Source organism: Pantoea sp. SYBGC1, assembly GCF_057197005.1.
Genome location: NZ_JBXUNM010000001.1, coordinates 235,028 through 260,518, shown reverse-complemented (window position 1 = coordinate 260,518; position 25,491 = coordinate 235,028). Strand labels below are relative to the sequence as shown.

The 25,491-nt window shown below is 56.1% G+C and carries 24 protein-coding genes; 12 read left to right on the top strand and 12 right to left on the bottom strand.

Annotated features, from left to right (window positions below; all coding sequences use genetic code 11):
• Positions 1-67 precede the first annotated feature (67 nt).
• Both ycgZ and AC2CF9_RS01245 read right to left on the bottom strand, forming a co-directional pair.
• Positions 68-313 carry a regulatory protein YcgZ gene (gene ycgZ, locus AC2CF9_RS01250; RefSeq protein ID WP_150017385.1) on the bottom strand — a complete coding sequence of 82 codons (246 nt, stop codon included), beginning with the start codon at positions 311-313 and terminating at the stop codon, positions 68-70.
• A 226-nt stretch (positions 314-539) separates the two neighbouring features.
• Positions 540-821 carry a hypothetical protein gene (locus AC2CF9_RS01245; RefSeq protein ID WP_484556072.1) on the bottom strand — a complete coding sequence of 94 codons (282 nt, stop codon included), beginning with the start codon at positions 819-821 and terminating at the stop codon, positions 540-542.
• Positions 822-1,209: 388 nt separating this feature from the next.
• On the opposite strand from AC2CF9_RS01245, the gene AC2CF9_RS01240 reads away from it, so the two are divergent.
• The 4 genes from AC2CF9_RS01240 to dcuR all read left to right on the top strand — a co-directional run bounded on the left by AC2CF9_RS01240 (position 1,210) and on the right by dcuR (position 4,831).
• Entirely contained in the window at positions 1,210-1,725 is a 516-nt protein-coding gene (locus tag AC2CF9_RS01240) for a CinA family protein (RefSeq protein ID WP_484556071.1), read from the top strand.
• Between the two features lie 102 nt (positions 1,726-1,827).
• The gene (gene msrA / locus AC2CF9_RS01235; RefSeq protein WP_150017382.1) at positions 1,828-2,364 is read left to right on the top strand and encodes a peptide-methionine (S)-S-oxide reductase MsrA; all 537 of its coding nucleotides are present in this window, start codon (positions 1,828-1,830) and stop codon (positions 2,362-2,364) included.
• Between the two features lie 116 nt (positions 2,365-2,480).
• Entirely contained in the window at positions 2,481-4,106 is a 1,626-nt protein-coding gene (locus tag AC2CF9_RS01230; RefSeq protein ID WP_484556070.1) for a sensor histidine kinase, read from the top strand.
• 5 nt (positions 4,107-4,111) lie between these two features.
• A complete protein-coding gene (dcuR, locus tag AC2CF9_RS01225; RefSeq protein ID WP_150017380.1) occupies positions 4,112-4,831 on the top strand; it encodes a two-component system response regulator DcuR in 720 nt (239 codons plus the stop codon).
• Here dcuR and AC2CF9_RS01220 read toward each other — a convergent pair.
• Together AC2CF9_RS01220 and AC2CF9_RS01215 are read right to left on the bottom strand one after the other, a co-directional pair.
• A complete protein-coding gene (locus tag AC2CF9_RS01220; protein ID WP_484556069.1) occupies positions 4,825-5,790 on the bottom strand; it encodes an FAD:protein FMN transferase in 966 nt (321 codons plus the stop codon). The two genes, dcuR and AC2CF9_RS01220, sit on opposite strands and share 7 nt — an antisense overlap.
• A 48-nt stretch (positions 5,791-5,838) precedes the next feature.
• Positions 5,839-8,619, bottom strand: a complete 2,781-nt coding sequence (locus tag AC2CF9_RS01215) for a flavocytochrome c (protein WP_484556068.1) — start codon at positions 8,617-8,619, stop codon at positions 5,839-5,841.
• 588 nt (positions 8,620-9,207) lie between these two features.
• Between AC2CF9_RS01215 and AC2CF9_RS01210 the strand changes: the two genes are divergently transcribed.
• Positions 9,208-10,719: an anion permease gene (locus AC2CF9_RS01210; protein WP_484556067.1), complete on the top strand. Its 1,512-nt coding sequence runs from the start codon at positions 9,208-9,210 to the stop codon at positions 10,717-10,719.
• A 164-nt stretch (positions 10,720-10,883) separates the two neighbouring features.
• Positions 10,884-12,527, top strand: coding sequence for a class I fumarate hydratase FumA (fumA, locus tag AC2CF9_RS01205; protein ID WP_484556066.1), 1,644 nt, complete (start codon positions 10,884-10,886; stop codon positions 12,525-12,527).
• A gap of 74 nt (positions 12,528-12,601) precedes the next feature.
• On the opposite strand, the gene AC2CF9_RS01200 is transcribed toward fumA, so the two are convergent.
• Together AC2CF9_RS01200 and exaC are read right to left on the bottom strand one after the other, a co-directional pair.
• Positions 12,602-12,763 (bottom strand): hypothetical protein, encoded by a 162-nt coding sequence (locus tag AC2CF9_RS01200; protein ID WP_190314980.1) that lies wholly within the window; start codon positions 12,761-12,763, stop codon positions 12,602-12,604.
• A 97-nt stretch (positions 12,764-12,860) separates the two neighbouring features.
• Positions 12,861-14,381: an acetaldehyde dehydrogenase ExaC gene (exaC, locus tag AC2CF9_RS01195; protein WP_150017375.1), complete on the bottom strand. Its 1,521-nt coding sequence runs from the start codon at positions 14,379-14,381 to the stop codon at positions 12,861-12,863.
• A gap of 248 nt (positions 14,382-14,629) precedes the next feature.
• On the opposite strand from exaC, the gene AC2CF9_RS01190 reads away from it, so the two are divergent.
• Positions 14,630-15,193: a class I SAM-dependent methyltransferase gene (locus AC2CF9_RS01190; RefSeq protein ID WP_484556065.1), complete on the top strand. Its 564-nt coding sequence runs from the start codon at positions 14,630-14,632 to the stop codon at positions 15,191-15,193.
• Here AC2CF9_RS01190 and AC2CF9_RS01185 read toward each other — a convergent pair.
• The gene (locus AC2CF9_RS01185) at positions 15,172-15,885 is read right to left on the bottom strand and encodes a glutamine amidotransferase (protein WP_484556064.1); all 714 of its coding nucleotides are present in this window, start codon (positions 15,883-15,885) and stop codon (positions 15,172-15,174) included. The genes AC2CF9_RS01190 and AC2CF9_RS01185 overlap by 22 nt on opposite strands.
• A gap of 251 nt (positions 15,886-16,136) precedes the next feature.
• Between AC2CF9_RS01185 and AC2CF9_RS01180 the strand changes: the two genes are divergently transcribed.
• Positions 16,137-17,021 (top strand): DMT family transporter, encoded by an 885-nt coding sequence (locus AC2CF9_RS01180; protein WP_484556063.1) that lies wholly within the window; start codon positions 16,137-16,139, stop codon positions 17,019-17,021.
• Between the two features lie 111 nt (positions 17,022-17,132).
• Here AC2CF9_RS01180 and AC2CF9_RS01175 read toward each other — a convergent pair whose 3' ends face one another.
• The 3 genes from AC2CF9_RS01175 to ghrA are packed head-to-tail and all read right to left on the bottom strand — an operon-like array spanning position 17,133 to position 19,415.
• The gene (locus AC2CF9_RS01175; protein WP_484556062.1) at positions 17,133-17,693 is read right to left on the bottom strand and encodes a TorD/DmsD family molecular chaperone; all 561 of its coding nucleotides are present in this window, start codon (positions 17,691-17,693) and stop codon (positions 17,133-17,135) included.
• A gap of 24 nt (positions 17,694-17,717) precedes the next feature.
• Positions 17,718-18,455 carry a PHP domain-containing protein gene (locus tag AC2CF9_RS01170; RefSeq protein WP_484556061.1) on the bottom strand — a complete coding sequence of 246 codons (738 nt, stop codon included), beginning with the start codon at positions 18,453-18,455 and terminating at the stop codon, positions 17,718-17,720.
• A gap of 21 nt (positions 18,456-18,476) precedes the next feature.
• On the bottom strand, positions 18,477-19,415 hold the full coding sequence (ghrA, locus tag AC2CF9_RS01165) for a glyoxylate/hydroxypyruvate reductase GhrA (RefSeq protein ID WP_484556060.1): 939 nt from the start codon (positions 19,413-19,415) through the stop codon (positions 18,477-18,479).
• Positions 19,416-19,619: 204 nt separating this feature from the next.
• Here ghrA and treA point away from each other — a divergent pair, with 204 nt between their 5' ends.
• Positions 19,620-21,299, top strand: a complete 1,680-nt coding sequence (gene treA, locus AC2CF9_RS01160; protein ID WP_484556059.1) for an alpha,alpha-trehalase TreA — start codon at positions 19,620-19,622, stop codon at positions 21,297-21,299.
• A 68-nt stretch (positions 21,300-21,367) separates the two neighbouring features.
• Here the strand turns inward: treA and AC2CF9_RS01155 are convergent, their stop codons facing one another.
• Positions 21,368-21,616, bottom strand: coding sequence for a GlsB/YeaQ/YmgE family stress response membrane protein (locus AC2CF9_RS01155; protein WP_039383925.1), 249 nt, complete (start codon positions 21,614-21,616; stop codon positions 21,368-21,370).
• A gap of 171 nt (positions 21,617-21,787) precedes the next feature.
• Between AC2CF9_RS01155 and AC2CF9_RS01150 the strand changes: the two genes are divergently transcribed.
• Entirely contained in the window at positions 21,788-22,519 is a 732-nt protein-coding gene (locus AC2CF9_RS01150) for a flagellar brake protein (protein ID WP_150017368.1), read from the top strand.
• An 89-nt stretch (positions 22,520-22,608) separates the two neighbouring features.
• Positions 22,609-23,736 (top strand): mechanosensitive ion channel family protein, encoded by a 1,128-nt coding sequence (locus AC2CF9_RS01145; protein WP_484556058.1) that lies wholly within the window; start codon positions 22,609-22,611, stop codon positions 23,734-23,736.
• 15 nt (positions 23,737-23,751) lie between these two features.
• Here AC2CF9_RS01145 and emtA read toward each other — a convergent pair whose 3' ends face one another.
• Positions 23,752-24,381 (bottom strand): membrane-bound lytic murein transglycosylase EmtA, encoded by a 630-nt coding sequence (emtA, locus tag AC2CF9_RS01140; protein ID WP_150017366.1) that lies wholly within the window; start codon positions 24,379-24,381, stop codon positions 23,752-23,754.
• A 164-nt stretch (positions 24,382-24,545) separates the two neighbouring features.
• Here emtA and ldcA point away from each other — a divergent pair, with 164 nt between their 5' ends.
• Positions 24,546-25,469, top strand: coding sequence for a muramoyltetrapeptide carboxypeptidase (gene ldcA / locus AC2CF9_RS01135; protein WP_484556057.1), 924 nt, complete (start codon positions 24,546-24,548; stop codon positions 25,467-25,469).
• Positions 25,470-25,491 lie beyond the last annotated feature (22 nt).

Below are 25,491 nucleotides of genomic sequence, written 5' to 3'. Positions count from 1 at the left end.
TATACATGAGGTAGTGCACTCTTCCCTGTTTACTTAGTCTGAATATAACCCGGTGGTCAATCTGGTATTAGCTTTCCCGCTCAAACAGTAAGCCGATAAGCTGATGATAGTGCTGCTCTTCTGCTGCTTCTGTTGCCAGTTCAAGGCGGCGCAGCAGCTTAGTGCAGATAGATTTGCGATTCAGATTGCGGCCTTCGCGCAGAATCTCCACGACAATTTGTCCCAGTGTTTCCTGCTGAGAAGGCAGCGATGCTTTACTGAAATAGTTGGCAATCGCCTCAACTGAGTTCGGAGCATATCCGTTCTGGCGCATAAGTGACTCCCGTAAATGTTAAAATTAACAATAAAAAAGTGGAAACCTAACCTGCTGTACAGGATTTCCAAAAAACTTGTACAAAGAATAATAAATGGCAGGGTAAGATTTTTTTGCAAAAAGTGCTATTGAAAGAGGGTTGAGATAACTTTACGCGTATCTTCAGGAAAGGAAATCAGTGAGGAGTGGGCTCATCGCCGCTACAGGCTGACGATGAGCAGGGGGCTTAATGGCGGCGTGCACTGTTGCCGGAGCCGGCAACGGTAACGCTGTCCGCTCGCTCTGACAGCGCTTTTAACGGCGAATCAGAACGACGGTCAGCCTGCTCTGTAGAGCGATGATCCAGCAGCCACTGCTGCGCCTTATGGATCTGTCTGTCACGCGCCGCATCTGTTTCGCGACAAGCCATCTGGTGCAGTTCAGCCGTCAGGGATGCCAGAGTCACATCTGCACGTCGCATCATTAATGCCCAGGCGGCTTCCCCAATAACCGGATACTCATTTTTCATACTTTACCTCCTGAGAATGTGAGCTTGCGCCAGGTTCTCAGGTTTTAGTATAGACCACTACTGGCAAATGTCGTCCGTTATGACTACACGCCTGACGGCATTACGCCACACGATATTTAACTTTTTGTCAGGTCTGTTATTTATCGCCCTGCCCTTACCCCGCTACGCTTATTCCCCCATGAAAAAGCGTAATTATCTAAACCACAGAAACCCGCCAGCTTAATAAGCATGGATTTCGATTTAACCCGCCACGCTTAATATCGCCTGCTACCACATCAATATTAACCAGATAAAAAAGAGCCACCATCTATAATAATCATCATCAGGTAACGCTTATTTAAGCGAAGCGTGGATAATCGACCACTAAATAATAAATCGGGATGCATATATGGATCGGGAATTAATCGAAACGGCAACTATTCTGGGCGATCTTCTGCTTGAACGAAAACTGACTGTCACCACCGCAGAATCCTGTACTTCAGGCTGGGTCGGCTCTACCCTCGCGGCCGTCAGCCAGAGCAGTCAGTTTTACAGCAGCGGCTTTATCACTTACACCAATCGGGCGAAACACCGAATACTGAACGTCAGTGAAGAGACGCTGGCACGTGACAGCGCCGTCAGCGAAGCCGCAGTACGTGAAATGGCCGCAGGCGCGAAAGCGCTTTCCGGCGACGATAGCAGCATTGCAGTGAGCGGTTATGCCGGACCAGACGGCGGTGAGGATGGTACACCAGCCGGTACCGTCTGGTTTGCCTGGGGCTTGCCTGATGGCACTCTTCAGACCTGTTGTCAGCGTTTTTCCGGCGAAAGCGAAGAAGTAGTCCGGCAGGCAACAAAATATAGTCTCGAGCAGCTGACGGCACGACTCTGCGCTCTGTTCAGCCAGTCCGCCCCGGACAGCTGAGTGCGTTTTACCTGAACAGCCTGTGCGGTCTGCGATTATCGGGTTGAATTCCGCCCCGTTCACCCGCACTCTTAAGCTTTCGACCTGACAGGAGTAAATGTAATGGCAACCGAATATGCGATCGTTGCGGGCGGCTGTTTCTGGTGTACTGAAGCCGTTTTTAAAGATGTAATTGGTGTTGAATCGGTTGAAAGCGGCTATACCGGCGGCCAGCGCCCCGATCCGACTTATGAGCAGGTATGCAGCGGGGCAACCGGTCATGCTGAAGCTATCCGCATCGGGTTTGATCCGGCGCAGATAAGCTACGGCGATCTGCTGGATATCAGTTTTGCCACGCACGATCCTACCCAGCTTAACCGTCAGGGAAATGATATCGGAACGCAGTACCGCTCAGCCATTTTCCCTGCTAATGCTGAACAGGAAGCAGAAGCGATTGCAGCCATTGCGCGCGCGCAGGAAGATCATGACGTGCCGGTAGTGACAACCGTAGAACCGCTCAAAACCTGGTATCCGGCGGAAGCCTACCATCAGGACTACTGGGAAGGTGCGGGACAGCGCAACGGCTACTGCATGGCAGTTATCCCGCCTAAACTGCAGAAGCTGCGTAAAAGCTTCGCCAGTCGTGTGAAGACCGCTTAAGTTCTGCATACCCTCTTATCTGCAGGCCATTATTCAGCGTGGCCTGTTATATTTTCCGCAACCGCGCCGCCATTATCCGTCATAATAGGTTCCTTTTCCGCTAAGTGAACGCCACCATGACGCCTTCAGTCCCTGCTACGCCGATGCGCCGGCGGACGATGAAACTTAATACGCTGGTCACGCTGATGCTGAGCGCCGTGATTGTTCTGGTGCTGTGTACCGTGCATATGTTCTATTTCTTTCAGATCGGTGCCTCTACCCGGTCACAGCTGGAAGATAAAGCGATGGCCGTCGCCCGTACGCTGGCCACCTCGCCAGATGTTCAGCGGGCGCTGCTGCTCTCCCCCGCTGAAGCTCATCTGCAGCCGGTCGCAAAAGCGGTTGAGACCAGTAATAACCTGCTGTTTATCACCATCACTAATATGGCGGGCATACGCTACTCCCATCGCAATCCGGAACTGGTTGGTCAGCATTTCATCGGCAACGATATTCAGCCTGCGCTGCGCGGTCAGGAAAATGTTTCTGTCAACCAGGGGTCACTGGTTCGGGCACTGCGTGTTTTTACCCCGGTGTTCAATGCACAGCATCAGCAGATTGGGGTGGTGGCTATCGGTATTTCACTGGATGCCGTTACCGATCAGATTAACCAGAGCCGCTGGATCATTCTGTGGACTATCCTGATCGGCGCGCTGGCGGGGGCGCTGGGTACGCTGATTCTGGTGCGCGTGCTGAAACGTATTCTGTTCGGGCTGGAACCCTATGAAATTTCTACCCTGTTTGAGCAGCGTCAGGCCATCCTCAATTCAGTCAAAGAGGGCGTGGTGGCGATGGACGATCGGCATGAAGTGACGCTGATTAATCAGGCTGCCTGCCATCTGCTGAGTGACGCAGCGCAGGCGCAGCGTGCGCCTGACGAAAGCTGGCGCGCTGACACCGCCGCGGTCGAACCGCAGCTGCGCAGCGTATTGCAGAGCGGACGAGCGCGGCGCGATGAGGAGATCAACGTGAATGGCCGACTGCTGCTGACCAATACCGTTCCGGTACGCACGGCGGAGCGGATTATTGGCGCGGTCTGTACGTTCAGGGATAAAACGGAAATCAGCCAGCTGATGCAGCGCTTAAGCGGCATGGTAAACTATGTCGATGCCCTGCGTGAACGCTCGCACGAGTTTATGAACAAGCTGCATGTGATCCTCGGCCTGCTGCATATGAAAAACTATGCGCAGGTTGAAGCGTATATCCTGAAAACCGCCAATAACTATCAGACAGAGATTGGCTTTTTGCTGGATAAGATCAAATCCCCGGTGATTGCGGGGATCCTGTTAAGTAAAATCAATCGCGCCTCAGACTGCGGTCACCGGCTCACTATCAGCGATGCCAGCTACCTGCCAGACAGCGGCAGCGAAGTGCAGATGGCGGCGCTGATTACCGTAACCGGCAATCTGGTAGAGAACGCGCTTGATGCGCTGCGGGAGCAGACTGAAGGAGAGATCCATCTGATGCTCCATTATCAAAACGGCTGGCTGACCTGCGAAGTGAGCGACGACGGGCCGGGCATTGATGCAGCGCATCTGGCGACCATTTTTGATAAAGGTTTCTCTACCAAAGGTGAGAACCGCGGAGTCGGACTGTTTCTGCTTAAGCAGCAGGTGGAAAGCCTTGGCGGCAGCGTCAGCGCAGAGTCTGAGCCCGGCGTATTCACGCAATTTTTGGTCCAGCTACCCTGGGATAAAGGAAATTAAACCGCATGATTAATGTTTTAGTGGTTGACGATGATGCCATGGTTGCCGAACTCAACCGCAGTTTTATCGGTCAGGTACCCGGTTTTCACTGCTGTGGTACGGCGGCAACGCTGCAGCAGGCGCGCGATTTTTTATTCAACAGCGATACGCCGATCGATCTGCTGCTGCTGGATATCTATATGCAGCAGGAGAATGGCCTGGAGCTGCTGCCTGAGCTGCGGAAAGCGCAAAGCCCGACAGAGGTGATTATTATCTCCTCCGCGGCCGATGCAGAAAATATCAAAACATCGCTGCACTACGGAGTAGTCGATTACCTTATTAAGCCGTTTCAGTTTCCGCGTTTTGAAGAGGCGCTGACCAGCTGGCAGCAGAAAAAATCGCTGATGGATAATCATCAGCACTATCAGCAGGCTGACGTCGATCTGCTGATCCACGGCAATCCGGCGACGCATCACGATAATAAGCGTCTGCCCAAAGGCCTGACGCCACAAACGCTGCGCACGCTCTGTCAGTGGATAGATGCGCACCCCGCGCAGGAATTCTCCACCGATGAGCTGGCTGCCGAGGTGAATATTTCACGCGTTTCCTGCCGCAAATACCTCATCTGGCTGGCGCAGATCAATATTCTGTTTACCAGCATTCATTATGGCGCCACCGGACGTCCGGTCTATCGCTATCGTCTGCAGCCGGAATATCGCTCGCTGCTGCAGCAATATTGTCAGTAGTGCAGTTTCCACGTGGTATCAGCTGGCCGGAATCGGTAGTGACGCGGTGACGAGCAGACGATCTGCCGATCGCGGGTGACAAAAATGGCATCGATGTCGGACTGGCTGGCGATCCAGTTCAGTCCCTGTTCTGTGCCCATGCCATACAGCAGCGTGGTATAGATGTCGCCATCCAGCGATCGGTCACTTATCACCGTTACGCTTAACAGTTCATTATCCAGCGGATAGCCGGTACGCGGGTCAAAAATATGGTGCCAGCAGCGCCCCTGCTGTTCAAAATAACGCTCATAGATCCCGGACGTGACGACTGATTTCTCCCGCACCTCGATTACGCCAAGCAAAGCGTTATCATCAGCAAAGGGCTTTTTCAGGCCAATTTGCCACCCCTGCGGTTCATGCGGGGGCGCGCCCAGCGTCTGCACATTGCCGCCAAGATTGATCAGCGCCTGCGTCACTCCCTGCTGACGCAGCCACTGCTGGACCCGATCGGCAATATAGCCTTTGGCTATGGCACCGAGATCGATCTCCATACCGCGCTGCGGCAGATAAACCGACTGCGCCGCGGCGTCCAGCACGACCTGATGCGGGTTGGTAAGAGGCAACAGCGCGGTGATGTCAGCGGCTGCGGGCACGCTGTTGCCCTGAAAACCAATTTTCCAGCGCTTAACTATCGGACCAATGGCGAAGTTGAACGCGCTTTCCGGCAGCGTGCTGACCGTATGGGCCACCTGAATCAGATTAAACACTGCGGGACTGACCGCCACCGGCCGCTCGCCGGCAGCATGGTTAATCGCCATAACCTCTGACTGCACCCGGTTGACGGTAAACAGATTCTCCTGCTGTGCAATCAGGCGAAACACCTGCTGTGCCAGCGCGGCATTATTTTCAAAGAGTTTCAGCAGCACAGGCGATCCCATCTGAACGGCTGAATAGCTGTAGACACCTGCCTCGTTAGCCATAATTGCCTCATTACTACCGGCGCCCGCGCAGACGGACACCGGTGCAGGTTAATTACCTAAGGCGAGTTTAGCGGCGTTATGCCCCGCTTTGATACCAAAGATGATGATATCCGCTACGGCATTCCCGCCGATGCGGTTGGCGCCGTGAATACCGCCGACCACTTCCCCGGCAGCCCAGGCACCGGTGATCGGCTGATTCTGCGCATCCAGCACTGCGGTTTCCGTGTTGATGGTGACGCCACCCATAGTGTGGTGAACGCCAGGCGCTACGCGAATAGCGTAATAAGGCCCCTGATTAAGCGGATGGCGCAGCGCCGTTTTACGGCCAAAATCTTCGTCATGCTGGTTAATCACACACTCATTGTAGCGACCCAGCGTACTCTGCAGTGATTCCTGGTCCATATTGAGCTTAACCGCCAGCTCGTGCGGCGTAGGTGCGCTGATGACAAATCCTTTGGCGATATATTCGTCAGCGGCTTTGTTATTACGGCGCACCTGCTCATCGAAGATGATCCAGGCACTTTTCTCCGGCAGCGCAATAATCTCCGCCGAGACTTTATCGCGCGTCTCCATTTCGTTATAGAAGCGCTTGCCCGCCTGGCTTACCAGAATTGCCCCGCCGCCGCGCATCGCTTCTGAAATCAGATAAGAGGTGGTCTGTTCAACCGTGGGATGGATCTGAATCTCGCCCATATCAACCGTACCGGCGCCAATATGCTGCAGCATCGCGATGCCGCTGCCGGTGGCTCCGGCGTGGTTGGTCGTGACAAAGCCATCCAGTTCCGGACGATACTTCACTACCATCTCCCGGTTGGCGCTGAAGCCACCGGTGGCGACAATCACACTTTTTGCGTTGAGAATGCGGCTGTCGTTATATTCATCTACCACCTTAACCCCGGTAACCACGCCGTTTTCACAGAGGATTTCAGCAACTGAGGTCTCAAGCAGCACCTCAATATTGCGCTGATTAACATTTTTCACCAGCCCGCTGATCAGGAAGCCGCCTACCGCTGAGCGATCTTCAGGCCGGTGCGTACGGTCAATGCTCATCCCACCCGTGATGGTGATATCGCTAAGCTCAATCTGCTTCGCTGCCAGCCACTCGATGGCTTCCGGCGCGCGTTCGACAAACTCATGCAGCAGCTGCGGATTATTTTTACCTTTACCGCCTTTCAGCGTCTCTTCATAAAACAGCGCTTTGCTGTCTTCAATGCCTTTCAGCTTCTGATAGCGCGTCTCGGCGGCGTTCATCCCCACTGACGCCTTAATGGTATTCCCGCCAATGGTGGGCATTTTTTCAATCAGTACCACGCGGGCGCCGTCGTCGTGCGCCTGAATAGCCGCCGCGAGACCTGCGCCACCGGTGCCGATGACCACAACGTCGTAATTGACCGGCGCGTTCGGGTTGCCCCCTTCCTCAATCACATACTCTTTGCTGGAGGTCGCCAGCGCACGCGACACCGCTTTTTTCAGCGCCTCGCTTTGCGTAGTGGCCCCGGTCACCGCATCAACGTGCGGACTGTTTGCAACCAGAATGCGCTCGCGCAGGCTTTCAAACGTACTGGTGAAGTCAACATCCAGCGCCGGATCCGGCACCAGTTCAATGTCAGTGATGCGATCGGTATCCAGCGTGACGTTGATTTTCAGCTTCAGCGCTTCCGCCTCTACCTTCGCCTGATACACCCCGGCTTTATATTTGCGATGGCCGTCGCTGACGTCGCGGATCATGGCGTCCACCAGCGAGAAGCGCCAGAGCGGCTCCGGAATTGTCAGCTCCTCGCGTTTGCTACTGTCGATGTAGAGTTCAAGGTGCTCATTGTTAATAATGCGGTCCGCCCAGTTGGGCCAGGCGATACAGGCTTTCCCGACGGCAACCAGATCGAAGCCGGACTCCAGCGCCAGCTCGGCATCCGCTTTATTCACCACGCCGCCGACGCCAATCACCGGAATGCGGGCCAGCTGCGCTGAACGCTGCGCAATGTATTTGGTAATCAGAGGCGTGGGGTCGCTGGTGTCAACAATGGAAGGACGCAGCAGCTGACCGACGGAGAAGTGCACATAATCAAGGCCGCGCGCGGCGAGCTTCTCCAGCAGATAGAGGGTGTCATCCCAGCGAATACCGGGCACCTCAATCTCTTCCGGTGAAAAGCGATAGCCGATAATAAAGTCTGCGGCAGCGAAGCGATCGGCCATCTGATGCGTGATTTCCAGAACCTCCAGCGGAAAGCGCGCCCGGTTATCGCGACTGCCGCCCCATTTGTCACTGCGCTGGTTGGAGTTGGGCGAATAGAACTGCTGAATCAGATAGGTATTGGCACCGTGAATTTCCACGCCATCAAAACCCGCTTTGATGGCACGGTTCACCGCATCACCAAACTTTTTGATCATGACATCGACTTCATCTGCGGTCAGCGCCTGCGGTGTGGTGGCCCCTTCGCGCGGTGCGGCAATGGCGCTGGGCGCGACAGGCGTTTTCCCGCCAATCAGCGCCGGCTCAACCATGCGGCCACCGTGGTAAATCTGCAGGATAGCTTTAGAACCCTGAGATTTGATCGCGTGGGCTATTCTGGCCAGTCCCGGGATCTTGTTGTCGCTGTCGATGGCGATAGCGCCAGGAAATGCCGGACCACGATTATCGATAAACGCACACTCTACGATGACGGTGCCGATTGTGCCGGCACGCACCCGATAGTAGTCAACCAAATCGCTGGTGACGCCACCGTCGTAATAGCCGGTACAGGTTGTCATGGGTGCCATCACCAGACGGTTTTTCAGCACGGCACCTTTAGGCAGGGTAAGGGGTTTCAGCAGCGGGGTAAGCGTGTTCATGATAAGCGACTCCGAAAATCAAAAATGAAATTCAATTCCTGGCAGTGTGACCGGTTAAATAATTAAAGTGGTCCGACTTCATGCTGTAAATATAACATTTAATTTAGTTACATAACTTATATCATTAGTTATATAAATTACCGATAAGGAAAGCCTGTTTTCAGCAGGGAAGGAGCGTAACGCGTTCCGCTAAGTTTCGTTCAAAAGTTGATTAAAATCAAAGTTAATTCAATTCACAAAAATAAACTTTATATTTCATAAGGTTAAAATTGAAATAGCTGTCAGGGATCGGAAAAAAAACGCGTCTCACCCTGCATGATATCGTTAGTGCTGCTCTGAATAATCGTCATAACACCCTGAAAATAACGCAGATAAAAATAAGCGCTTTATTTTATTGATCTGGATCAAAATAGGTATTTTAATTAATCGCAACATAGCGGCATAAATTAGATAATTCGCGAAACAAAATTGCTTTCTGCTTTAACGCAAGCGTCACGAACTTCCTGTACTGATGCCGCAAAATGGCTCATCCAGGTATAAAGGCGTCGGTACTGATATCGCATTCTTCTCAACGTGCAGACAAAAACTATGAACCTATCAACGCAATCGCATGAACCCACCAAAGTGCCGCCTGCGGCACCGGGTAAAAAAAATCGCCTGCTGATGCTCTGCCTGCCGGTACTGGTTGCACTCCTGTTGCTGCTGGTGCCGACGCCTGCCGGACTGGAGCCCTACGCCTGGCACTTCTTCGCCATCTTTGTCGGTGTGATCGTCGGCCTGATTTTTGAGCCGCTGCCGGGCGCCGTGATTGGGCTTACCGGTGTGGTGGTCATCGCGCTGTTTAGCCAGTGGGTGCTGTTTAGCCCGGCAGAGCTGGCCGACCCGGCATTCAAAACGGCAGCGCAGTCGTTCAAATGGGCAGTCAGCGGCTTCGGCAACTCTACGGTCTGGCTGATTTTTGGCGCCTTTATGTTTGCAGCCGGCTACGATAAAACGCAGTTTGGCCGCCGGCTGGCGCTGATTCTGGTGAAATATCTTGGTCGCCGCAGTCTGACGCTGGGCTACGCGATTACTTTCGCTGACCTGCTGCTGGCGCCGTTTACGCCGTCTAACACTGCCCGCAGCGGCGGGACTATCTACCCGATTATTGCTAACCTGCCGCCGCTCTATGGCTCTAAGCCTAATGACCCCAGCGCCCGCAAAATCGGCTCTTATCTGATGTGGGTGGCGATTACCGCAGCCTGTATCACCAGCTCGATGTTTCTCTCTGCGCTGGCCCCTAACCTGCTTGCGCTGGCCCTGGTTAAGAGCGTTATTGGTTTCGATATCAGCTGGGGTATGTGGTTCCTCGCTTTCCTGCCGCTGGGGATCCTGCTGATTCTCACCATGCCGCTGCTGGCTTACTGGCTCTATCCGCCGGAAGTCAAAGTCAATGATGAGGTACCGCGCTGGGCGACCGCCGAGCTGGAAAAGCTGGGCCGCCTGTCGCGCAATGAGATCCTGCTGCTGCTGTTTGTCGTCGCGGCGCTGATGATGTGGATTTTCGCAACGGCATGGATCGAGCCCGCTATGGCCGCGCTGCTGGTGATTGTGCTGATGCTCTGGACCGGCGTACTTAACTGGAATGATATCACCAGCAATAAAGCTGCCTGGAACACCTTTGCCTGGTTTGCCACGCTGGTTGCGCTGGCCGATGGTCTGGCGCGCGTCGGTTTTATTGCCTGGCTGGGCAAAGAGGGGGCGGTACTGCTACAGGGTTACGATCCTCAGGTCTCCGCAGTGGTGCTGCTGATTGCCTTTTATCTGCTGCACTATCTGTTTGCCAGCACCACGGCGCATACCACCGCCCTGCTGCCCGCCATGCTGACTATCGCCGCCTCAATTCCAGGCATTAATATGCCGGTGTTCTGCCTGATGATGTGTACCTCGCTGGGTGTGATGGGCATTATCACCCCTTACGGTACCGGCCCAAGCCCTATCTATTACGGCAGCGGCTATCTGCCGACCAAAGATTACTGGCGGCTTGGCACCATCTTTGGCGCTCTCTTCCTGGTGGCGCTGATGGTTATCGCTTATCCCTGGATGGTCATGATGTTCTGATGATGTTGCTTTGATGTTAAAAAACGCAGCCGCGTCAGCCTGTTTCAGTGTTACTATGCTCGCCAGTCAGCTCCTGATACGGGCTGGCGAGAGAAAATAGCACCACAGATCGCCTAATTTGCGCCCGCCGCGCAGGCGGGCAACACGAAGCTAAGTGAGCCAACATGTCGAACAAACCCTTCTATTACCAGAACCCCTTTCCTCTCGCCAAAGATGATACTGAATATTACCTGCTGAGCCGCGAGCACGTTTCGGTCGCCAGCTTTGAGGGCGAGGAGGTGCTGAAAGTCGCACCTGAAGCGCTGACGCTGCTGGCTCAGCAGACGTTTCATGACGCCTCTTTTATGCTGCGCGCCTCACACCAGCAGCAGGTTGCCGCTATTCTGGCGGATGATGAAGCGAGTCAGAATGACAAGTATGTTGCGCTGCAGTTTCTGCGTAACTCAGAAATCGCTGCCAAAGGCGTACTGCCAACCTGCCAGGATACCGGCACCGCAATTATCATGGGTAAAAAAGGCCAGCGCGTCTGGACCGGCGGCGGCGATGAAGCGGCGCTGTCGCAGGGCGTTTATAACACCTATATCGAAGATAATCTGCGCTATTCGCAGAACGCCCCGCTGGATATGTATAAAGAGGTCAATACCGGCACCAACCTGCCGGCCCAGATCGATCTCTACAGCGTGGATGGCGATGAGTATAAGTTCCTCTGCATCGCTAAAGGCGGTGGTTCAGCGAACAAGACCTACCTCTATCAGGAAACCAAAGCGTTAATCACGCCAGCAAAATTAAAAAACTACCTGATTGATAAAATGATGTCGCTCGGCACCGCTGCCTGTCCGCCCTACCATATTGCATTTGTGATCGGTGGCACCTCTGCGGAGAGCACGCTAAAAACGGTTAAGCTCGCCTCAACGCACTACTATGACTCTCTGCCAACGGAAGGCAACGAGCACGGTCAGGCGTTTCGCGATACCGCACTGGAGCAGGAGCTGCTGGAAGCGTCGCAGCAGCTCGGACTGGGCGCGCAGTTTGGCGGCAAATATTTTGCTCACGACATTCGCGTCGTCAGACTGCCGCGTCACGGTGCCTCCTGCCCGGTAGGCATGGGCGTCTCCTGTTCTGCTGACCGTAACATCAAAGCTAAAATCAACCGTGATGGTATCTGGATTGAGAAGCTGGAAGATAATCCGGGACGCTATATTCCGGAAGCGCTGCGCCAGCAGGGCGAAGGCGAAGTGGTACAGGTAGATCTTAATCGCCCGATGCAGGATATTCTGGCCCAGCTCTCCGCTTATCCGGTGGCTACCCGCCTGTCGCTGAACGGCACCATTATTGTGGCGCGCGACATCGCCCACGCCAAGCTTAAAGAGCGTATCGATAATGGCGAAGGGCTGCCGCAATACATCAAAGATCATCCGGTCTACTATGCCGGTCCGGCCAAAACGCCGGAAGGACACGCGTCCGGGTCACTTGGCCCTACCACCGCGGGCCGGATGGATTCCTATGTTGATCTGCTGCAGTCACACGGCGGCAGCATGGTGATGCTGGCCAAAGGTAACCGCAGCAAACAGGTGACTGACGCCTGCCATAAACATGGCGGATTCTACCTGGGCAGTATTGGTGGCCCGGCAGCGGTACTGGCGCAGCAGAGTATTAAAAGCCTTGAGTGCGTTGAGTATGCCGAACTGGGCATGGAAGCGATCTGGAAGATTGAAGTGGAAAATTTCCCGGCGTTTATTCTGGTCGATGACAAAGGTAACGATTTCTTCCAGCAGATCCACAATCAGTGCTCTGCCTGCGTAAAGTAGAGCGCTGAAGCAGACCCTGTAAAAAATCCGCGGCACCAGGCTGCGGATTTTTTTATTACTCTGAGAGCACTTTCTTATGCGCGCAGCGACATTTCCCGTGTGGCGTCGCGTTCGGCACTCTGCTGGCGCGCGTGCTGCAACGCATCATAAGCGGGCAGATTGACGCTGATAATATCCTGTTCGACCGCATCCAGCACCTCATCGTGCTGCTCCATATAGTCATATCCTGCGTTCATGATCTCTCCTTTGCGCAGAGGCGTTTCTCATATCCTGTCCTGCAAAGATGACAGGTGTATGAAAATATAGCCTCTGCAGCGACCGCCGGTACGAAAATCAGAAGAACCCGAGCGGCTGTGTGCTGTAGCTCACCAGCAGATTTTTAGTTTGCTGATAGTGATCCAGCATCATTTTATGCGTCTCCCGCCCGATGCCCGATTTCTTATAGCCGCCAAACGCAGCGTGAGCCGGATAGAGATGGTAGCAGTTAGTCCAGACGCGTCCGGCTTTAATTGCTCTCCCCATACGGTATGCGCGGTTAATATCCCGCGTCCAGACGCCAGCACCAAGCCCGTATATCGAATCATTGGCGATGGCCAGCGCCTCCGCTTCATCTTTAAACGTCAGTATGCCGACCACCGGTCCGAAAATCTCTTCCTGAAATACGCGCATGCTGTTGTTGCCTTTCAGCAGCGTGGGCTGAATGTAGTAGCCGCCGCTGAAGGCCTCACCAATCTGCTCGACGTTACCACCGTGCAGCACTTCCGCCCCCTCCTGCTGCGCAATCTCAAGATAAGAGAGGATCTTATCAAACTGCTGCTGCGACGCCTGAGCGCCAATCATGGTTTCCGTATCCAGCGGATCGCCACGTTTAATGGTTTTGATGCGCTTCATTACGGCCGCCATAAAGGGCTCAAAAATCGATTCCTGCACCAGCGCGCGTGACGGACAGGTACAGACCTCACCCTGGTTCAGGAAGCCGAGCACAACACCCTCTGCCGCTTTCTCAATAAAGCTCTCTTCCGCCTGCATGATATCTTCGAAAAAGATATTTGGTGATTTTCCGCCCAGCTCCACCGTGGACGGGATCAGGCTTTTTGCCGCCAGCTCCAGAATATGGCCGCCGGTCGCTGTTGAGCCGGTAAACGCGATTTTGGCAATGCCCGGATGCGATGCCAGCGCTTCGCCCGCCTCTTTGCCGTAGCCGTGCACCACGTTAATGACGCCGGGCGGGACCAGATCTTTGATCAACTCAACAAACAGCGTGATGGAAAGCGGCGTCTGCTCGGCTGGTTTTAGCACCACGCAGTTGCCTGCGCCCAGCGCCGGAGCCAGCTTCCAGGCGGCCATTAACAGCGGGAAGTTCCACGGAATGATCTGCCCCACCACGCCCAGCGGTTCATGGAAGTGATAGGCGGCCGTGAACTCATCGATTTCAGCGGCGCTGCCTTCCTGCGCCCGGACACAGCCGGCAAAATAGCGGAAATGATCCACCGCCAGCGGCAGGTCAGCGGCCAGCGTTTCGCGTACCGGCTTGCCGTTATCCCAGGTTTCATTAACGGCGATATATTCCAGATTCTGCTCCAGGCGGTCAGCAATCTTCAGTAACACCAGCGAGCGCGCCTGCGGTGAAGTCTTGCCCCACTGCTCTGCCGCCGCCTGAGCCGCCGCGACCGCATTATCAACATCTGCCCGATCGGAACGCGGGAATTCGCCGATTGCGCTGCCGTTAACCGGTGAGGTGTTGGTAAAATAGTGACCGTTAACCGGCGCAGTAAACTCGCCGTTGATAAAGTTGCCATACTGCGATTGCAGAGTGATCAGAGAACCCTGTTCTCCCGGAGCAGCGTAACGCATGGTATTTCCCCTTACAGAGCGAATGGAAGTTAACAACTTTTAAACTGTTGATTAACATTGCGCGATCGTTTTTAGCCTGTCAGGTCTGCAGACGGGAAACTGTGAGCCGGCGCGGGAAATCGGTGTTAAAGCGGGACAGAATTGCTTGTGCCGGAATGTTCTGAGTTTGGCTTTTTTGCCGCGCTAAAGCGAAACCTGAGCGTTATCTGTGGTCAATACCCTGCAGACCACAGATTCAGGAGAGAAAGATGCTGGCTTCAGCCATGATGCTAATGCGGGCCAAAGCGAACTTTGTACAGCAGTTTATTCGCGATCCGCGCACAATCGGCAGCGTCACCCCTTCATCAGCGGCGTTATGCCGCTGTATGTGCAATGCGGTAGAGTGGGATAGCAGCCTGCGGGTGGCTGAACTGGGCGCCGGTGATGGCGTGCTGACCCGCCAGCTGCTGTCACGGATGGTACCGGCCGCGCAGCTTGACGTGTTTGAAATTAATCCGCAGCTGGCAGCAGAACTTCGTCAGTGGCACGATCCGCGCATGCGGGTTCAGGCACACTCAGCGGAGCTGCTGCAGGGTGAGTATGACGCTATATTTTCCGGCCTGCCGCTGCTGTCGCTGCCTGCGGCCACGCGTCATACCATTCTGAGCGCGGTACATAAGGCGCTGGCGCCCCAGGGCGTATTTGTCCAGTTTCAGTACACCTCGCTCACCCGGCACGATCTGTCGCGCTATTTTGTCTGGCAGCGGCAGCGGGTGCTGAAAAACATGCCGCCCGCCTGGGTCTATCGCTGTCAGCGTTGCGACGCTTCCTGATCCCGGGGCCGTACCTGCTGCCAGAAGCGCTGCAGCAGCGTACGCGCCCAGTCAGTATCACCCATTACCGCGCTATCCGGCTGTACGTCAGCCGGTGTACAGGCCGTCATGATCTCGCGACTAAACTCCGGATGAAACTGAACGGAAAATGCCTGCGGCGAGTAGCGTAACACCTGACACGCATCCAGCGCTGAGCGCGCCAGAACCGTGGCCTGCGGCGGCGGAGCCAGTACCGACTGCCGGTGCGACAGCCAGGCGGAAAAGTGCGCCGGCAGCCCGTTCAGCCAGGCATCCGAAGCGGTCCGCGTGACGGTCTGCAGCCCGCGCTCCCAGCCGCGGGGATTATCACCCACCTCCCCCCCCAGCGCATACGCCATCAGCTGATGGCCGTAGCAGACGCCAAGCAGCGGCAGCTGCGCCTCCATTGCGCCGCGTATCCAGGCCGCAGTGCGCTCACTCCATCCGGCGTGATCGGTTACCATCGCCCAGGATCCGCTTAGGATCGCCCCGCTAATCTCCTGCCAGCCGGGAAGCGCGTCACCCCGGTGCGGACGCACGATAATATAGTCATCCGCCTGCAGCTGCAGCGCGTCAATAAACCACGCAGGCTGTTCGCCAATTTTCGCCACCACCTGGGGGGGCGGAACTTCAAGCTGTATTAATGCCAGGGGTAAGGTATAACGCTCCGTCATTGCCGGCAGGCTCCTCTGCTGCGTCCGCTGTTAAGCGCTACTGTGACAGCAATTGCCAGCCGTGTCTTATGTTATTCCGCAACATGCTTATGCAGAAGCTGATGTCAGAATAGCGCCCGGATAATAGTATGTTGTAATTATATAGCGGCGCTTTTGCTGTTGAGTGCTAAACCGCCGGGTTGGTATGTCCTGTGTGGCAGGCTTCATGCCATTATTAAGCGTAAGTTCATTTTTCTGTGAAGGATAACAGCGTGGCCGTACGGCATTTTTTTCTGATTCTGTTTGTGATTTCGATCTGGGCGTTTAACAACGTGGCGGTTAAATGGGGCCTTCTGGAGCTGCCGCCGCTGTTTCTGACGTGGATGCGTTTTGTCGTGGTCGCTCTGATCCTGGTGCCCTTTTGTCGTATTACGCGCGCGCAGCTGCCGTGGCTCATCACCCTCGCGTTTACCTTTGGCTTTATGCATTTCTCGCTGCTGTTTGTCGGCATGCGCTATACCGATGCCGGTACGGCGGCTATCGTTGTACAGCTGGGCACACCCATTGCGATGCTGCTGGCGATGGCGATCCTGAAAGAGAAACTGCGGCTGGTGCAGCTGTGCGGCATTGCTATCTCTCTGAGCGGCGTGGCCGTGCTCTCCGGCAGCCCGACTATCCCCGCCTGGTGGGTACTCTGTATCCTGCTCTGCAGCGCGTTTGGCTGGGCGGTCAGCAACATGATTGTTAAAAAGTCGCCGCCCATTAGTCCGCTGACGCTGACCGGCTGGATCTCATTCCTCGCCGTGCCGCTGGTTGGCGCTGCCTCATGGCTGACAGAGTCGAATCAGTTCAGCGCCCTGCAGGCGGCGGGCTGGCACGGCTGGTTCGGCATTCTTTACAGCGCTATCGCCTCTTCGATTGTTGCCTATACGCTGTGGTACGCCCTGCTGAAAAAATATAATGTTAATCTGATCATGCCCTATTCGCTGCTGACGCCGGTGCTGGCTGTCATCATGGGCGTGACGGTGCTGGACGACAGCATGAACAGTTTCAAAGTATTTGGCGCATCGCTGGTGGTGCTGGGCACCGCCATTGCCGTGCTTAACCTGCGCAATCTGCGCATGCACGCACGTTTTCCGCGTCTGCGCCGGCGTTAGTCTCTCTTCGCTTAGTCTGGATCGGCCGGAGTCTGCAGGCTTTAGCCGCACGTCACTGCTTTTGTGCAGCTGCAGCGAACGCCTCCGGCAGCGCCCCCCTGCGCGGAACGATTACGCCTGCGGCGTATCGTCTTCGCTCAGCTCATCATACATTGTCTGGATCGCCTCGCGGCTCAGCTCAGCCAGCGTGCGATAAAACGCCGTAGAGGCGTGCGCTTCAACTTTGCCGAGGAACGCACCGCACCACGGCAGCAGATAAGATTCAAACAGCGCGCGCTGCGCGTCAGATTCATCTTCTGCAGACTGATCTTCCAGCCACGACGCCGCCAGCAGCAGTACGCCAAAGTGATCGGCGGGCGCGTCACTGAGCGGCATGCCGCGCGCGCTGAGAAACGCCCGGATCTCCGCTTCCGGCGCGCCTTCCGGCCACTGTGACGCGTAAGGCGGCACGCTGCACTCCTGACCGACAAACAGCGCGTTGTAATCCGCTGCCAGCGCCTGCGGATCGCTGCTCTGCTGCAGACGCGTCAGCAGCGCATCCTGCTCCAGCGGCCACTGTGCCTGCATTTTGCCTTCGCGCAGCAGCGTAAACAGCGGCATCAGCAGCGGATCCTGGGGCTGACGGTTAAACAGGGAGCCGATCACCCGGCAAAGCATAGAAAACTCATTCATCTGGCAGCATTCCTCACTACAACATTAAAAATCCAGTAATTCCGCGATCCGTTTACCGCTGCGCTGCTCCAGAAAGTCGAGCAGGCGGCGCGGCGTGACATTTAACACCCGATCTTCAGGGAAATCCACTTCGCGCGTAATGCGCAGGCAGTGCTCAAAATGTCCCAGCGTAAAGGCGGTGTGGGAATCGGAGCCAAATGCCAGCCACCCGCCCGCTTCGCGCACCGCCTCCACAATCGCGCGGCAGTTAGGTTCACTGCCCGGACGCGAATGGGTAAACGAGGAGTTATTGATCTCCAGCGCCACGTTGTAGTGGGCCGCGGCTTCAGCAATGGCGCGGATATCCACCGGAAACCTGGGGTTGCCCGGATGGCTGATGATATGCACCAGCCCGCCTGCCATCGCTGCGATCATCGCCTCAGTATGGTGCGCTTTATCGCGCGGCGTATAGACCGGCTCGTGAAAGCCCGCCACGATCAGATCCAGGGCATCCAGCATCGGCCCGCTGCAGTCGATCTCGCCCTGCTGGTTCTTAATGTTCGCTTCAATTCCGCGCAGGATCCCGACGCCGTCAACAACCCGCGGCCAGATGCGCATATTAATGAAATGCCAGTGATGCGGCGCATCCGCCATATCGGGGCCGTGGTCGGTAATGGCAAATAGCTTCAGGCCGTTCTGTTTCGCCTGGGCGACATAGTCGTGCAGCGTGCTGTAGGCGTGCGTGCTGGCAACGGTGTGCATGTGCAGATCAACGGGATACATAGTTTGCTCCTCTGAGATAAGTTAATAGCCGCGCTGGCGATCCACGCGCCCCGGGGGCTGCTGCCCTTTTTCCAGCTGCTGAATCGCGCTGGCGATGGCGTCCATCGCCTGCTCCGGCAGCGTAATGGCAGCACTGTGTGGCGTGAGGGTAACGTGCGGATGCTGCCAGAGCGCATTTTCCGCCGGCAGCGGCTCCTGCTGAAAGACATCCAGCGCGGCGGCGGCAAGTTGCCCGCTGTTGAGCGCTGCCAGCAGATCCGCTTCAACCACATGCGCACCGCGCGCCAGGTTAAGAAAATATGCGCTGTGCGGCAGCGCGCGCAGGAAATCAGCGTTAACAAGATTGGTGGTTTCCGGCGTGGCGGGCAGCAGATCAATCACGACCTGGCAGCCGGCAAGAAAGTCGTGCAGCGCGGCGGCACCGTGGAAGGCGCGCACGCCAGGCAGGCTCTTCGGCGTGCGACTCCAGCAGCGCAGCGGGAATCCCCACTGCTGCAGGCTCTCCAGCACGCTGCGGCCCAGTACGCCCGCGCCAAGCACGCCAATGGTGAAGGCGTCACGCGATGGCAGCGGCAGCGGCTGCCAGCAGTGCGCCTGCTGCTGGCGCTGATAGTCAGCAAAGCGGCGATACCAGCCCAGCACGCACCAGTTCGCATACTCCTGCATCTGCTGTGCCATGCCGGTATCCTCAAGGCGATACAGCGGCACCTGCGCGCTGAGCCTGTCAGGGTGCTGACGCTGCTGCTGCAGAAGTTCATCAACGCCCGCCCCCATCGCGAACAGCCCTTTCAGGCTACGCTCCGCCAGCATCTCCACTGGCGGCGAACGTACAACGGCATAATCCGCACGGCCATTATCGCCCGGCTGCCACAGCCGGATTTCCGCGTCCGGCAGCCGCCGGGCGAGTCCCGTCAGCCAGCGCTGCGCCTCCATTGACGGGTGATACCAGATAATCTTCATACGCCTCCTTATTTTCTTTCAGCCTCCGGTAAACCGCGCGGCGGAGCAAGTAAAAACCGTCAGCGGCAACAATTTCCCACGTAATTACCCGGCAGCGCTTCACATTTCCATCGCCCTGCAGCGCCAGCCGGCGCGATAGCGACTAAAGTTGTTTGAGTGGTCAATACGTTAGCGCACCACGTTTTCGGACAAGGAGAAAAACCGATGAGAAAAAATGTCATATTGATGCCCGCGCGCCTCTCTCTGCTGCTTACCACTGCCCTGCTGGCAACCAGCACGCTGGCCCATGCCGAAACCGGAAGCCGGATGCTGAGCCAGCAGCCGCAGCCGCCCGATGTACGTCTGGGTCCGCTCTTTAGCGCCGTGCAGAAAGCGCAGTTCTATCCCGATCAGAAAACCTTTGCTGACGCGATCCCGAAATACGATCCCGCCTCGATTCTCGCTGACTGGCAGATGCAAAAGAAGCAGCGCAATTTTGATCTTAAACGCTTCGTTGACATGAACTTTACCCTGCCCAAAGAGCAGGACAAATATGTACCGCCCGCCGGGCAGAGCCTGCGTGAGCATATCAACGGCCTGTGGCCGGTGCTGACGCGCAGCACGCCTGATGCCAGCCAGTATGATTCACTGCTGCCGCTGCCGAAACCTTACGTTGTGCCGGGCGGGCGCTTCCGCGAGGTCTATTACTGGGACAGCTATTTCACCATGCTGGGCCTGGCGGAAAGCGGTAACTGGGACCGCGTGCAGGATATGGTCGATAACTTTGCCACCGAACTCGATCGCTACGGGCATATCCCTAACGGCAACCGCAGCTATTACCTCAGCCGGTCGCAGCCGCCGTTCTTTAGCCTGATGGTAGACCTGCTGGCCACGCATAAAGGCGATGAGGTTTACCGGCACTATCAGCCGCAGCTGCAGAAAGAGTATGACTACTGGATGGCTGACAGCGACAGCGTAGCGGCCGGCCACGCCAGCAAGCGGGTGGTAAAACTCTCCGATGGCACCCTGCTTAACCGCTACTGGGACGCGCGCGACGTGCCGCGTACAGAATCCTGGCTGGACGATGTGAAGACAGCAGAAAAAACCCCGGAACGTGACAAACCGCAGCTCTGGCGCGATCTGCGCGCCGGCGCGGCGTCGGGCTGGGATTTCAGTTCGCGCTGGTTTACCGATGCGCATAATCTCGCCTCCATCCGCACCACAGCGCTGGTGCCGGTCGATCTCAACAGCCTGCTGTTTCATCTGGAGCAGACGCTGTCAAAATCAGCCCGGCTGGCAAAACAGGATGACCAGGCGAAAGCCTTTGCCGCGGCGGCAGAAAAACGCCAGGCCGCGATCAATCGTTATCTATGGGATGAGAAACAGGGCTGGTATGCCGATTACGATTTCAGTAAAAAACAGGTTCACAACCAGCTGACGGCGGCCGCTCTTTTCCCGCTCTATATGCAGCTGGCCGGAGACAAGCAGGCTGAACGTACCGCTTCTGCAGTAGAAAAACAGCTGCTTAAACCTGGTGGTCTGGTGACAACCACAGTCAATAATGGCCAGCAGTGGGATGCGCCTAATGGCTGGGCTCCGCTGCAGTGGGTCGCGGTAGAGGGGCTGGAGCATTACAACCAGCCGCAGCTGGCACGACAGATTGGCCAGCGCTTCCTGCAAAACGTCCAGCAGACCTATGACAAAGAGCATAAGCTGGTGGAAAAATATGTGGTTGAGGGCGCGCAGCTGGGCGGCGGCGGCGGCGGTGAATATCCGCTGCAGGATGGTTTTGGCTGGACCAACGGCGTGACGCTGATGCTGCTGGATAAATATTGCCCGAAAGAAAAAACCTGTAACAGCGCCAGTGATATCCCTGATATGCCGGCGCTGCAGCACACGAATTAATTTCGCGCCGGCTACAGCCGAAAAAAAACCGCAGCCCCGGGGCCGCGGTTTTTTTTATGCGGGCAGAATTAACTGCGCACTTTGCGGTAGATAAACAGCACGACAATGGCACCGATCACCGCGACAACAAAGCTGCCGAAGTTGAACCCGTCAACTCTGCCAAAACCAAACAGGGTACTGATCCAGCCGCCGACAACCGCACCGATAATACCCAGTACCACGGTCAGGATGAAGCCGCCGCCATCTTTACCTGGCATAATCCACTTAGCGAGAATACCGGCGATCAGACCAAAAATAATCCATGAAAGAATACCCATTTGTTGCTCCTTACGTTATGAATCAAGGTGTTCACTGCGATAAGTATAGACGGGATTTTTTTCCCTGCAGCGCAACTGCCGCTTTAATCATCAGCCAGCCGCTAAAGATTCCGAGCGTTACGCCGATAATCGTCGCATAACGATGATATGCGCAGCAGCGGGGAGCAGGATGTGAAAGATGCCGATAACGAACAGTATCTCAAGCGGGGTACGTTAGCGGTTTTGAATGTGATGAGGGATCTGTCGCGCTACCAAACTCCGCTGATGGTAACGTTTAATCGCGGGCAGTTTATCAGCCGCCTGCTGGTTGCCGATGAGGAGTGCATTATTTTCGATCTGGGCAGCAATGCGCTGAGCAATGAGTGGGTGCTGGAGAGTCCCGACTTCAGCGTCTGCGCCGAAACCTACGGCGCCAAAATTGAGTTCACCCTCGCTGCCCTGACGCTGGTTGAGTATGAAGGCTTACCCGCATTCAGCGCGCCGCTGCCGGCGTGCGCCTGGCAAATCCAGCGCCGCGAATTTTTCCGCATCAACGCCCCGCTGGAGCCGGTTTTCTGGTGTTACACCCAGTGGCCGGACGGCAGTCAGGCGCGCTTTCGCCTGCAGGATCTTTCGCTGGGCGGGGTCGGGGTATTGCCGGAAGGGCCGCTGCCGGAGGGCCTTGCCCGGGGAGATAAGTTCAGCCAGCTGCGGGTTGAGCTGGGCGAATTTGGCCAGTTTGAGGTCACCGCAGAGCTGCTTCATATTGGCGAGCGCAGCGTAGTCCGTAAAGGCGAAGCCTGCGTGATACCGCGGCTAAGCTTTCGTTTCACCGCCATTGAACCCGTGCAGGAGCGCCAGCTGCAGCAGGTGATCTTCGCGCTTGAACGGCTGGCACGCGATAAGGCGAGCCGCTTTCAGTAACTGCCGTTACGCCTGCAGGATATCTCAGACAGGCTATGCTTCTCCTTGCCCTTTATTTTAACCAGCGCCCGGCAAGGAGAAACTCCCCCATGGAAAACTGGCTTTCAGCCTCTGGCTGGCAACGCATTTTTCTTAATCAAACCCTCTGGATCAATAGCGCCATCATCCTCTTTGGTACTCTTATCGTCTGGTGGCTGCTGCGCACCGCTATCCGCTTTGTCTCAAATCGTATCGCCCGCTACAGCGAACAGCGCCATGTGCGCTTCACCGCCATCCTTGTTGAGATCCTGCGCAGCACCAGCCAGTCGCTGCTGCTGATCTTCTCCCTGCTGATTTCGCTGAAGTTTGCGGACCTGCCGGCCAACTGGAGCGTGGCGATTGCCCACAGCTGGTTCCTCGCGCTGATTTTGCAGTTCACGCTGTGGATTGACTGCGGCATCCGTTTATGGCTGAAAAGCATGCTGCGCGATCCGCTGCACGTGCGTAATCCGGTCACCACCGTGATCCTCGGCATTCTGCTGCGGGTGGTGGTATGGGTAATGATGCTGCTGGCGATCCTCTCCAACATGGGGATCGACATTACCGCACTGGTGGCCAGTTTAGGCGTCGGCGGTATCGCCATTGCACTGGCGATTCAGACCGTGCTGAGCGATGTGTTTGCGTCGCTGGCGATCGGCTTTGATAAACCGTTTGAGCACGGTGATTTTATTGTGTTCGGCGATATCGCAGGTTCCATTGAGCATATTGGCCTGAAAACCACGCGTCTGCGCAGCCTCGGCGGCGAACAGATCGTCTGCTCAAACACCATTCTGTTACAGCAGACGATCCACAACTACAAACGTATGCAGCAGCGGCGCATCGTGTTTAAGTTCGGCATTAACTACGGTACACCGGCGGAGAAAGTGCGGCAGATTGGCGGCATGGTGAAAACGATTATCGAAGGCGTGCCCGATACCCGTTTTGATCGGGCGCACTTTCTCTCGTTTGATGAGTCGCAGCTGACGTTTGAAGTGGTCTATTTTGTGCTGAGCGCGGATTACAATGTTTACATGGATATTCAGCAGGAGATTAACCTGCAGCTGATGGCGCAGCTGGAGCAGAAGCAGATCCGCTTCGCCTTCCCGATGCGCCGCGTCGAGTTTACCGGTGGAGTGCTGCCGCGTATTAATCTCAGCGATGCATCCAATGAAGCACCGGCACAGAGCGCGCAGCGTTAAGCTGCGCGCACCGCGCTAGCCAATAGTGCGGTAGGCGGTAGTCACTTTCCACAGATAGCGCGGTGCCTGCGCGGCCGGATGTTTGTTTTGCACATGCTGGTAAAACTCATCCGGCGACATCGCGTTAATCATCGCAATGGCGCGGTCGCGATCGCGTGAGAAGGTGCGCAGTAGCGCGCCAGCTCCGTTGGCATAGGAGACAATGGTGGCGTAGCGCAGCGTCAGCGGATCGCGGATACCGGCCAGTGCCGACTCCTGCAGAATACGCAGATAGGCGACGCCAATATCGATGTTTTTAGCCGGATCGCGCAGCTCGGCCGTTGAGGGCTGCCCGCGACGGCCCTGCACGCGATAAACTTCGCGCCCCGCCGTCGAGGCCTTGATCTGCATCAGGCCCACCGCGTTAGAGCGGCTCACTGCAGCAGGATTACCGCCCGATTCGACACTGATAATGGCGCTGATTAACTTCTCATCAACGCCATAATGAGTGGCAGCATCTTCTGTAAACAGCGCCCAGGCATCATTAATTTTTGAGGGCGGAGCCTGAGTGAGAGGCGTATTGCGCTCAGGCACTCTGGGTTTTTCCGGTTCACTGGCACAGCCTGCCAGCAGTAAAGCAGAGAGCATAAGTAGTCGAAATTTCACTGTTTTTCAGGTTCCGCTATAAGAGAGGCGCAGGTTATCATAGCCATGACGGCCGGCAGTAAAATTACCGTTATTCTGAAAATGACAAAATTCATTTTGCTGTCGTGACGCCGTTCACGCAGTTTGTCACTATGGACACATAAGCAGAGAGCAGGAAAAGCGTAATGCACCCAGCCCGTTCCTTTCGTTTAATCGCCCCTTCTGGCTATTGCCACAACCAGGACGCTGCCCGGCGCGGCATTGAGCGGCTTCAGCATGCAGGCCACCGGGTGGAGAATAGCGCAGTGGTTGCCCGCCGCTTTCAGCGCTTTGCCGGTACGGACGCAGAACGCCTGGCGGATATCAATGCGCTGGTGGCGTCAGACACGCTGCCGGATATTATTCTGGCGGTGCGCGGCGGCTACGGTGCGACCCGCCTGCTGGACAAGCTGGATTATCGCGGTATCGCGCAGCGTCTGAACAGTAAGCCGGTTGCGCTGTGCGGCCACAGTGACTTCACCGCTATTCAGCTGGCGCTGCTGGCGCAGACCGGCCTGATAAGCTTCAGCGGCCCGATGCTGGCCGGTAATTTCGGCGCGGATCCCGTTTCAGCGTTTACCGAACACCATTTCTGGCAGGCCGTTTCCTCTCCGGAACTGAAAGTGGACTGGCAGAGCGAAAGCCCGGACTGCGGCAGCTGGCAGGGCCGCCTGTGGGGCGGTAACCTGGCGATGATCTGCACGCTGATTGGCACCCCGTGGCTGCCGCAGATTGAAGGCGGCATTCTGGTGATTGAAGATGTTAATGAACATCCGTTTCGCATCGAACGCATGCTGCTGCAGCTGCAGCAGTGCGGCATTCTGGCACGTCAGCAGGCGATTATTACCGGTAGTTTTACCAGTACCTCTCTCAGCGCCTATGATAACGGCTTCGGTTTCGACACGGTCTGGCAGCGCCTGCGCGATGAGTATCAGCTGCCGGTGATAAGCGATCTGGCGTTTGGACACGCGCCTGATACCGTCACGCTGCCGCTGGGTGCGCATGCTACGCTTGATGTAAATGCCGGTAACGCGCGGCTCAGCATCACCGGACATCCGGTGCTGCGATAAGACTACATGCAGGAGATCGCCC